Source organism: Falsiroseomonas sp. (assembly GCF_051859025.1).
Lineage (GTDB): Bacteria > Pseudomonadota > Alphaproteobacteria > Acetobacterales > Acetobacteraceae > Falsiroseomonas.
The window spans coordinates 409,001-419,238 of record NZ_JBHYGL010000034.1; the positions used below are offsets into that span (position 1 = coordinate 409,001).

A 10,238-nucleotide genomic window follows, 5' to 3' on the forward strand; every position below is an offset into this window, starting at 1 on the left:
TCAGACGCTCCCCGCGGCCTGTTCGATCGCCTCGACGATCTGGTTATAGGTCGCGCAGCGGCAGAGGTTGCCGTCCATATGCGCCACGATCTCGTCCCGCGTCGGGCGTGGCGTGCGGGCCAGCAGGGTCGCGGCCTGCATGATCTGGCCGGTCTGGCAGTAGCCGCATTGCGGCGCCTCCACCGCCACCCAGGCGCGCAGCAGCGGGTGGTTGGCGCCGCCCGGCAGGCCCTCGATCGTCGTCACCGCCTTGCCCGCGGCCGCGGAGGCCGGGATGGAGCAGGACCGCACGGCCTCACCCTCCAGGTGGACGGTGCAGGCCCCGCAGGCGGCCACGCCGCATCCATATTTGGTGCCGGTCAGGCCCAGATGTTCCCGCAGGACCCAGAGCAGCGGCGTTTCCGGCTCCGCCGCGACCGTGACGGCCCGGTTGTTGACCGTGAGCGAGATCATGACGTTTCTCCATCCTGTCCAGCGGCCTTCATCGGGCCGTCCAGGGCCCGCGGGCACCGCGCGCACACATGGATGAACCGTCATGGGCCGTCAATCGAAGGTTGCGGTCAGCCCCGTCAGGTCGCCGTCATTGCGCTGGGGACGGGTGGCCGGTAAAGCTGGCGGCCCCGCCGGCGCGCCCGGACGGCCTCGGCGGACGGCACCAGGTGGCGATGGATGGGCTGCTATCACTACAACCTCGGCTCGTTGTTCGCCGAACGGGCCGGCCTGGCCGCCGAAGCCCCGGCGCTCCGCTACCCCGGGGGCGCCATCTCCCATGCCCGGCTGCTCGCGGATGCCGAAGGGCAGGCCGGGGTACTGCTGCGCCAGGGGCTCTTGCGCGGGGACGTCATCGCCATCGCCCACAACAAGGCGGCACCATCCTACGCGCTGATGCTGGGCGCGCTGCGGATCGGCGTGCCCTATGTGGCCATCGACACCGCATCCCCCGCCGCCCGCAACGCCCATATCCTGCGGATCAGCGGCGCGCGCCTGCTGTTCGTGGATGAGGCGGAACACCTGCCCGCCATGCAGGGCCTGGCGGCGGAGGTCGGCATCCCCGCCCTGCCGCTGGGCGGCGCCACCCCCCCACTGACGGAAGCCGATCGCCTGGCCCAGCAGGACGCCATGGCGGCGGTGGATGGCGCCTGCATCGCCTACGTCATGTTCACCTCCGGCTCCACCGGCATGCCCAAGGGCGTGGCGGTGACGCACCAGAACGTGCTGCACTTCATCGAATGGGGAAGGCAGCGCTTCGGCATCGGGCCGGGCGACAATTTCGCCAATCTCAGCCCGATGTATTTCGACAATTCGGTCTTCGACTTCTATGTCGGGCTGTTCAACGGCGCGGCGCTGACGCCGGTGCATCGCCGCCTGCTGACCGCCCCCGCCGCGCTGGTCGCGCATGTCGCGGGGATGGGATGCACCATCTGGTTCTCCGTCCCGTCGCTGCTGATCTACCTGGCGACGATGAAGGCGCTGACCGCCACCGCGCTGCCCGCGCTGCGCCGCATCATCTTCGGCGGCGAAGGCTATCCGAAGACGGAACTGGTGAAGCTGCATCGGATGTTCGGCCGGCAGGCGCAGCTCGTTAACGTCTATGGCCCCACCGAATGCACCTGCATCTGCAGCGCGCATGACATCACCGATGCGGATTTCGAGGACATGGCCGGGCTGCCCACGCTCGGCCGCCTCAATCCCAATTTCGACCACCTGGTCCTGGACGAGGATGGCGCGCCGGCGGAACAGGGGGAGCTCTGCCTCATCGGCCCCAACGTCGCCGCCGGCTACTTCAACGACCCCGATCGCAGCGCCGCCGCCTTCGTGACGCTGACGGACCCCGCCCGCTTCATGAAGCGGATGTACCGCACCGGCGATTTGGTGCGGCGCGATGCCGGCCTGCTGCACTTCGTCGGCCGCAAGGACAACCAGGTGAAGCACATGGGCTACCGGATCGAGCTGGAGGAGGTGGAGCATGGCCTCGCGCGGCTGCCCGGCGTGTTCCAGGCGGCCGTGATCTACCAGCGGACGAATGCGGCCTATGGCAAGCTCATCGGCTTCGTGGCAACCAGCGGGGCGGCGGAGGAAGCGGCGCTGCGCCAGCAGCTTTCGCAGCACCTGCCGGACTACATGATCCCGAGCCGCATCATCCTGACCGACCATCTGCCGAAAAGCCCGAACGGCAAGGTCGATCGCCAGCGCCTGGCCGCGCTGCTGCCGGAGCACGCCGGTTGACCCGCGCCGGACAGGGGACGGAACACCCGCATGACTGACCAACCCGCCATCAACGCGAATTTCGAGAGCTTCTACGCGAAGCGGGCGGGGGCGCGGACCTACCCCACCGAATTCGTCGTGCGCATCTTCCTGGCGCAGTATCCGGGGCTCCGCTTTGCCAAGCCCGCACCCGGCGCGCGCATCCTGGACGTGGCCTTCGGCGACGGGCGCAACACGGGGTTCCTCTGCGAACAGGGCTTCGACGTCAGCGGGATCGAGATCACCCAGGGCATCGTGGACCAGACCACCGCCCGCCTGGCCGGCCAGGGGCTGAAGGCCGATCTGCGGGTGGGGCGGAACACCAGCATCCCTTTCCCCGATGCCAGCTTCGACGTGATCCTGGCCTGCGCCTGCTGCTACTATTGCGACGAGGGCGAGGCGATGCGCGACAATCTGCGCGAATACGCCCGCGTCCTGAAGCCCGGCGGCACGCTCATCGCCTCCGTCGCCGACCGCGCCTCCTACATCTTCCAGGGCGCGGAGGAACTGCCCGACGGGTCCTGCCGCATCGCGCAGGATCACTACGGCAACCGCGTCGGCTACCGGCTGCACGGCTTCGCGGACCGCGCGGGGCTGGAGGCGTATTTCAGCCCGACATTCCAGGATTTCTCGTTCGGCCATGCCAGCAACGACTATTTCGGAATCGGCGAGAAGCTGTTCTGGATCGTCTGCCGCAGAACATAGGATCGCGCCGATGCCGACCATGATCGACTTCCGCTGCCCGCATCCCGGCTGCCACGCCGCCATGGCGGAGGCCGCCGACGGCACCGGCCTGGTCTGCGCCGCCGGCCACGCCTTCCCCCACGCGCCCGGCACGCGCATCCCGGTCTTCGCGGAAGCGGCCGCGGGCAGCAGCGAGTATTCGATCGTCGATGCCGCGGCGTTCCACGACAACGCGTTGCGCTGGCTCTTCGCCACCTTCGGCACGGATGAGGCGACGCTGCGGGAAAGGCTGGTCGCGCGGCTCGGCCTGCGGCCCGGGCAATCTGTGCTGGTCACGGGTGCCGGCGCGGGCAACGACCTGCCCCATATCGCCGAAAAGCTGGAAGGGCGCGGCGCCATCCATGCGCAGGACATCGCCAGCCCCATGCTGCTGGCCGGCGCGCAGCGCTGCGGGGATGCCATCGCCGCGCAGGGCATCGACATCCGCTTTTCCGTCTGCGACGCGACGCGCCTGCCCTATGACGACGCGGTCTTCGACGCCGCCTACCATTATGGCGGCATCAACCTCTTCTCCAGCATCGCCGATGGCATCGCGGAGATGAACCGGGTGGTGAAGCCCGGCGGCAAGGTCGTCATCGCCGATGAAGGCATGGGCGCCTGGCTGCTGAAGTCGGAACTCGGCCGCGCGCTGATCGCCAACAACGCGCTCTACGCCCATCAGGCGCCGCTGGCGCTGCTGCCGGAGACGGCGCGCGACGTCACCCTCTCCTTCGAACTGCACAACTGCTTCTACGTCATCGACTTCACCGTGGGCGACGGGCTGCTGCCCATCGACCTGGACGTGCCCCATGTCGGCCGCCGCGGCGGCAGCATCCGCAAGCGCTTCGCGGGGCAGTTGGAAGGCGTCGATCCCGCGCTGAAGGAGGCGATCTACCGCAAGGCGGAGGAGGCCGGGATCAGCCGCGTGGAGTTCCTTGAGACGGCGCTGCGCGCCGCGCTGGAACGCTGACCATGCATCCGCTGCGGCGGTCGCTGGAATCGGGGCGGCCCTTCGCCTGGCGGAAGGCGGGGCGCATCCATGAACCCTCGATGCCCGGCTTCACCCACGGGTCGCATCCCTGCGCCATCCACCAGCAGGGCGACCGCTTCGTCATCGCCTTCACCGCCCGCGACGCGCAGCAACGCTCGCAGGCCTTCCTCTCCCGCGCCACCATCCGCGACGGGGCGATGACGCTGGAGGGCACGCCCAAGCTGGTAATGACGCATGGCGCGCCCGGCACCTTCGATTGCGATGGCGTCATCGGTGTCTGCATCGTGCCGGATGGCGGGCGGACCTACCTGTACTATGTCGGCTGGCAGAACCTGCCGGAGGGGATGTGGATCTGCGACACCGGGCGCGCGATCCTCGACCTCGACAACCTGACCTGCAGGCGGGAATTCGCCGGCCCCGTACTGGGGCGGGACAAGGCCAACCCGCTATTCGCCGCCGCCACCGCCATCCTGGTGGAGGATGGTCGCTGGCGCACCTGGTACAATTCCGGGATCAGCTGGACGCGGACAGATGCCGGCTGGCTGCACCATTACGGCATCCACCACGCCCATTCGCGGGATGGCGTGGACTGGGTCTGCGATCCCGGCCTGGTGCTGCCCTTCAAGGACGAACACGAATACGCCTTCGGCCGGCCTACGGTGATCCGGCGCGACGGCATCCTGTTCATGTGGTTCGCCCACCGCGCTTCCCCGGGCATCGCCACCTACCGCATCGGCTTCGCCCATTCGCGCGACGGCATCCACTGGACCCGGCGCGACGATCTGGCCGGCATCGACGTCTCCGCCGATGGTTGGGACAGCGAGATGATCTGCTATCCCTATGTCTTCGAGCATGGGAGTCGCCTGTACATGCTGTACAACGGCAATGGCTACGGCCGGACCGGCTTCGGCCTCGCGGTGCTGGATGACACGGTGGTGGACGGGGTGGTGCCGGACGACACGGTGGTAGACGACGCATCGGTGGACAGGGCGCCGCGGGATAAGGGGGCCGGCCCGGCATGAAGCGCATCGTTCTCGCGGGCAATGCCGTGACGGCGGAGATCCTGGCCCGCTACCTCCAGGCCGATCCGCGCTACCAGGTCATCGGCCTGACCGTCGATGATGCCTATGTCGAGGGCGGCAGCCGCTTCGACCTGCCCGTCATCGGCCTGTCCCGGCTGGCGGAGACCTTCCCGGCCGCGGATTGCGCCATCGTCATGGCCATGGGCTACGGCATGGTGAACGCCCACCGCCGGTCCATGTTCGAACGGCTGAAGGCCACGGGCTACGGGATCGAGACCTACCTACACCCCCAGGCCATGATCCACACCGCCCATCCCATCGGGGAAGGCAGCGTGATCCTGCCTGGTGCGCTGGTGGAGCCAGAGGTGCGGATCGGCGCCGACACGATGATCTGGGGCAATGTCACGGTGGCGCACCACGCGACCGTGGGCGACCATGCCTGGATCGCATCGGGCGCCGTCATCTCCGGCAAGGCCGTCATCGGCGACCAGTGCTTCATCGGCGTGAACGCCACCATCGTGAATGCGGTGACGGTCGGCGCGGCGACCATCGTGGGCGGCGGCGCCCTCATCACCCGGGACTTGGAGCCCGACACCGTGCACCTGGCGCGATCGGCGGAGAAGTTCCGCTTCGGTGCCCAGGACTACGCCAGGCATTTCGGATTCTGACATGAACAAGCGCCTCGCCACACTGCTGTCGGATGTGCTCGGCATCCGCCCCGCCGACCTCCGCATCGACCTGCCGCGATCGGCGATCGCGAGCTGGGATTCGCTGAAGCAGATGGATCTCGTCACCTCCCTCGAACGGGAATACGGGATCGAGCTGGAACTGGCGGACATCATCCGGTTGGATTCCATCACGAACATCGTCGCCGTGCTGGCCGACAAGGGCATCGATCTTGCGGATTGAGGGCGCCATCGTCCTCGTCACCGGCGCAGCGCGCGGCCTCGGCCTCGCCATCGCCTCGCATCTGCACGGCCGTGGCGCGACCGTCATCGCCGCGGATATCGACGCCGCCGCGCTGGCCGCCCTGCCGGAGGGCATCGGGGCCGCGACGGTGGACATCACCGACCCCGAAGCGGTCGCCGCCTGCGTCAGGGATGTCTGGGCCCGGCATGGCCGCATCGATGTCCTGGTCAACAATGCCGGCGCCATCCATTCGGAGCCGATGATCGACATCATGCGCCCCGACGCCATGATGCATGACCTCGGCCGCTTCCGGCGCTGCCTGGCCGCCAACCTTGAATCCGTCTTCATCATGACATCGGCGGTGGTGGAACAGATGGCCCGCCGGCGCGTCCGCGGCCTGGTCGTCAACATCAGTTCCATCAGCGCGCGGGGCAATGCGGGGCAGACCGCCTATGCCGCGGCCAAGGCTGGCGTGAACGCCATGACCGTGACCTGGGCCAAGGAATGGGGCGCCTTCGGCATCCGCTGCAACGCCGTGGCGCCAGGCTTCATCGACACGCCCTCCACCCGCGCCGCGCTGTCTCCGCCCCATCTCAAGCATGTCGAGACCAGCACGCCGCTGCGGCGCCTCGGCCGGGCGGAGGAGGTGGCGCAGGCGGTGGGGAGCCTCGTCGAGAACGACTTCGTCAATGGCATCGTCCTCGATGTCCATGGCGGTCTGTCGATCTGACGATGCAGCGCCTTGCCCCTGGCGCGGCCGGCGCGCTGCTGCCGCGCTACCTGGCGCAGCCCGCCTTCTTCCCGCTGATCGCCGCGGTGCTGGAAGACCGGCAGGACGGCACGGTGCTGGTGGATGATCCCGCCAACCCGCGCCAGGCCTATGTCGAGCACCGCTTCGGCTTCGCCCAGGCCTTCGGGGATGCCAGCCCGGCCTTCGAGGCTGCCCTCGACGCTTACCTGACCGATCGCCGCGGCTTCGCGGTGGAGAAGGTGCGGCTCTACACCCCCCTGCTGCCTGCTTGCCTCGCCGCACCCGCCTTCCAGCCGATGCGGTCGGAACGGCAGCGCTACCGCCTCCCGATGCCGCCGGCGATGATGCCGGCGGGGGAAGCGCGGCCCGCGACCCTGGCGGATGCGGCGGAACTGCAGGCGCGCTTCGGCATCGTGACGCGGTTCTGGCGCAGCCCGGCGGATTTCGTCGCGGGCGCGCAGGCGCAGTTGATCCGGCGGGATGGCCAGGTCGCCGCGCTCTGCTACGCAGCCGCGACCGGCGGCGGCAGGGCGGAGATCGATGTGCTGACCGATCCGGCCTTCCGCCGGCAGGGGCTGGCGCGGCAGGCCGTGGGCGCCTTCATCGCGGCCTGCGCGGCGGCAAGGCTGGAACCCGTCTGGGACGCCTTCACCAACAACCTTCCCTCGGTGCGCACCGCGCTCTCGATGGGGTTCAGGCCCGAAAGCGCGCCCTATGCCTTCTTCACCATCCCCCGCGCCTGATCGCGGCGGCATCACCGGGGGCGCGCCGCATGACCGCATCGCTTGACGCCGCGATCACGGCGCTGATGAGCCTCGGCGGGGTTGCCGCGCGCGAACGCCATGACGAATTCCTGGCCAGCCTGGTCACGGTGCTGGAGGCACCGCCGCATGCCATCGCCGATCCCGTGCGGTACCAGGCCGCGCTCAGCCACGGCTTCGCCTATTATTTCTGGAAATGGGACCCGCGCGGCGTCGGGCTCTATGACCCCGTCTGCCGCGCCATCGCCCATTGGGCGTCGCAGCCCCAGCCGCCCGTCGGCCTGCTCTGCGAACTCGTGGACTTCGTCTATTTCCTCGTCTGGTGCTTCGAGGATTCCAGCACGCGGCAATGCGAACGCCTGGTGGGACCGCTGCGCGCGGCCGCCGAGGGTTTCGCCCGGGGCGCCCCCCCGCGCCGCCTGCCGCCGCCCCCGGCGGAGGACCGCCCGGCCCTGCGCATCGCCTGGCTCGGCATGTTCGCGCAGACCGACAGCCCGATGAGCATCGCGCTGCGGGCCGTGGCGCCGGCCCTGAAGGCCAGGGGCCATCACCTCGACGTCTATGCCTGGCGCTTCATCGACGATCCGTTCCGCCAGCACCTGAAGGATTGCGGCGCGGCGCTGCATGAAGTCTCGGGGGGCTCTGCCGCCGACATCATCGGCGCGGTGGAGGCGCAGGCCCGTCTGGCGCCACCGGATGTCGTCGTCTCCGACATGAACAACGGGGTGCCGACGGCGCTCTTCTCTCGCCACCTGGCGCCGGTGCAGATCTTCCTGCAGGCGGGGATGCCGGCCTGGCCGGTGCCCCATCTCAACGGCGTCTTCAACAGCTTCGGCTTCGACCCGGCGAAGGCTGGCTGGGGCGATGCCGCCATGCTCCGCATCGACGCACCCTGGGACCTTCCCGCCCTGACGCCGGCGGTGACGGAGGCCGAGATCGCGGCCGAACGCGCACTGCTGCCGCAGGGCACGCGGCTGGTCGGCAGCTATGGGCGCTTCTCCAAGGTAACGCTGCCCTACCTCCAGGCGGTGGAGCGGATCCTGCTGCGCTGCCCGGATGTCAGCTTCGTACTGGGGGGCACCGGCGATGCCGCGCATGTGAAGGCCTTCATGGCGGGAAGCCCGGTGGGGGCGCGCATCGCGTTGCAGGAACGCTGGGTCAACGGCCATGTCTGGGGCCATATCCTGGAGCTGCTGCTGGACACCTGGCCCGTCACCGGCGGCGTCTCGGCGCGGGAGATGCTGGCGAAGGGCAGGCCCGTCGTCACCTGCCACAGCCCGGAAATGCCGGCGATGAATGCCCAGCGGGACCAGGCCCTGGTGGCGCGCGACTGGGACGGCTTCGTGGACATCGCCGCGCAGCTGCTGCAAGACCGGGCGGCCTATGAGGCGGCCTCCTCGCGCGCGGCCGCCCTCGTCCGGCGCTTCAGCGAAGCGAAGACCTTCGAGGCGGAGTTGGACGCCGATATCAGGCTGGCGGTGCGTCATGCCCGGCAGCAGCGGTCGGGCTTCAGCCGGATGCTGACCGGGTTCAAGGGCCTGCTGGGCCGCGGAAAGGCCTGAAGGGACATGAAGGCGGACATGGACATCATGCGGGACAGCTTCGATGCCGGCCTCATCCCCGGCATGCGCGATCGCCTGGCGGAGGGCTATGCCCGGTTCCGGGCCGCGGAGGCCCGGGCCATCGCGCAGGCCGCGCCACCCGAGGCGGGCGGCACGCTGGGCCGATACCGCCTGCGCGATTGCCCCGCCTGCGGCACCGCGGCGCCGACGGCCACGGTGCTGCGCAACCACGGCCTCGACCTGCTCACCTGCCCCGGTTGCGGCCTGACCTATACGCGGCAGGTGATGGAGGAAAGCGCCGATGCCGCGCGGTACCAGGCCTCCGAACTCGATATAGAGGCGATGCGCCTGCGCTCCTCCGGCCCCTATCTGGAGCTGGAGAGCGCCCGCGCGCGCTACTACCTGGCCCGCCTGGCGGAACACGGGGGCGTGGGCGGCACGCTGCTCGACATCGGCTGCGGCACCGGCACCACGCTGGTGGAGGCGCAGGCATTGGGATGGACGGTGCTGGGGCTGGAACCCGGCCGCGCCGCCGCCGCCGTGGCGCGGGACCGGCTTGGCCCCAAGGGCCGGGACCGTGTGATCGAGGGGTATTTCCCCGATGACCTGCCCGCCGCGGAACGCCGCTTCGACGCCATCGCCATCCTCGACGTGCTGGAGCATTTCGTGGATCCCGTCGCCTTCCTGGGCACGATCCTGCGCCACCTGGCGCCTGGCGGGCGGCTTTTCGTCCAGGTGCCGAACTGGGACAGCCTGCTGGTGCAGCTGGAAGGCACCGCCAGCTCCGTCATCTGCACCGGGCATTGGAGCCATTTCACCCCGGCGACGCTGCCGGCGGTGCTGGCACGCGGCGGCTTCCGCTGCCTGCATGTGGAGACGGTGGTGAGCGAGGTGGACCGCATCGCGGCCTTTTCGCCAGAGGCCCAGCGCGCCGCGGTCGCCCGGTTGCGGCCCGGTGCGGTCGGGGCCGCCTGGCCGGAGGACCACGGGGCCATCAAGGCGGGGCGGCTGCACGAATTGGGGCTGAGCTACAAGCTGATCGGCGTCTTCGCGCCCGCCTGATCGGGGGCAGCCCAACCGGCGTCAGGCCGCATCCATGCTGGGGTTGTCGCCGGCCCCTGGCGGAATGCAGTGAGCGATCAGCCGCCCATGCGCCCGCTGCCGCTGCCACGGTCTGCGGGAGATCGTTATTGATCGGGCTGGTTGCTGTTTGTGCTGCAGCGTTCTGCGCACGAAAAAGCCGCCGGACATTGCTGTCGGGCGGCTGTTTGGTGG

Annotated in this window: 12 protein-coding genes; 10 read left to right on the forward strand and 2 right to left on the reverse strand. The window is 69.6% G+C overall.

From position 1 onward, the window contains the following. Complete coding sequence (locus tag ACTIE5_RS23020; RefSeq protein ID WP_439552062.1) at nt 1-453, reverse strand: (2Fe-2S)-binding protein; 453 nt, start codon at nt 451-453, stop codon at nt 1-3. Between the two features lie 216 nt (nt 454-669). Between ACTIE5_RS23020 and ACTIE5_RS23025 the strand changes: the two genes are divergently transcribed. The 10 genes from ACTIE5_RS23025 to ACTIE5_RS23070 are packed head-to-tail and all read left to right on the forward strand — an operon-like array spanning nt 670 to nt 10,025. After that, nucleotides 670-2,226 (forward strand): amino acid adenylation domain-containing protein, encoded by a 1,557-nt coding sequence (locus tag ACTIE5_RS23025; RefSeq protein ID WP_439552063.1) that lies wholly within the window; start codon nt 670-672, stop codon nt 2,224-2,226. Nucleotides 2,227-2,256: 30 nt separating this feature from the next. After that, nucleotides 2,257-2,949 (forward strand): class I SAM-dependent methyltransferase, encoded by a 693-nt coding sequence (locus tag ACTIE5_RS23030; protein WP_439552064.1) that lies wholly within the window; start codon nt 2,257-2,259, stop codon nt 2,947-2,949. A gap of 10 nt (nt 2,950-2,959) precedes the next feature. After that, nucleotides 2,960-3,937, forward strand: a complete 978-nt coding sequence (locus ACTIE5_RS23035; protein WP_439552065.1) for a methyltransferase domain-containing protein — start codon at nt 2,960-2,962, stop codon at nt 3,935-3,937. 2 nt (nt 3,938-3,939) lie between these two features. After that, the gene (locus ACTIE5_RS23040) at nt 3,940-4,980 is read left to right on the forward strand and encodes a hypothetical protein (protein ID WP_439552066.1); all 1,041 of its coding nucleotides are present in this window, start codon (nt 3,940-3,942) and stop codon (nt 4,978-4,980) included. Next, nucleotides 4,977-5,648, forward strand: a complete 672-nt coding sequence (locus ACTIE5_RS23045; protein ID WP_439552067.1) for an acetyltransferase — start codon at nt 4,977-4,979, stop codon at nt 5,646-5,648. The genes ACTIE5_RS23040 and ACTIE5_RS23045 overlap by 4 nt, the downstream gene beginning before the upstream one ends. Before the next feature lies 1 nt (nt 5,649). Then, complete coding sequence (locus ACTIE5_RS23050) at nt 5,650-5,889, forward strand: acyl carrier protein (RefSeq protein WP_439552068.1); 240 nt, start codon at nt 5,650-5,652, stop codon at nt 5,887-5,889. Next, nucleotides 5,879-6,619 (forward strand): SDR family NAD(P)-dependent oxidoreductase, encoded by a 741-nt coding sequence (locus tag ACTIE5_RS23055; protein ID WP_439552069.1) that lies wholly within the window; start codon nt 5,879-5,881, stop codon nt 6,617-6,619. The genes ACTIE5_RS23050 and ACTIE5_RS23055 overlap by 11 nt, the downstream gene beginning before the upstream one ends. A 2-nt stretch (nt 6,620-6,621) precedes the next feature. Continuing rightward, nucleotides 6,622-7,383, forward strand: a complete 762-nt coding sequence (locus ACTIE5_RS23060) for a GNAT family N-acetyltransferase (RefSeq protein WP_439552070.1) — start codon at nt 6,622-6,624, stop codon at nt 7,381-7,383. 29 nt (nt 7,384-7,412) lie between these two features. Next, entirely contained in the window at nt 7,413-8,963 is a 1,551-nt protein-coding gene (locus tag ACTIE5_RS23065; RefSeq protein WP_439552071.1) for a hypothetical protein, read from the forward strand. Nucleotides 8,964-8,969: 6 nt separating this feature from the next. Further along, nucleotides 8,970-10,025 carry a class I SAM-dependent methyltransferase gene (locus ACTIE5_RS23070; RefSeq protein WP_439552072.1) on the forward strand — a complete coding sequence of 352 codons (1,056 nt, stop codon included), beginning with the start codon at nt 8,970-8,972 and terminating at the stop codon, nt 10,023-10,025. 21 nt (nt 10,026-10,046) lie between these two features. Here the strand turns inward: ACTIE5_RS23070 and ACTIE5_RS23075 are convergent. Further along, on the reverse strand, nt 10,047-10,238 hold a 192-nt coding region (locus ACTIE5_RS23075), incomplete at its 5' end, for a hypothetical protein (protein WP_439552073.1).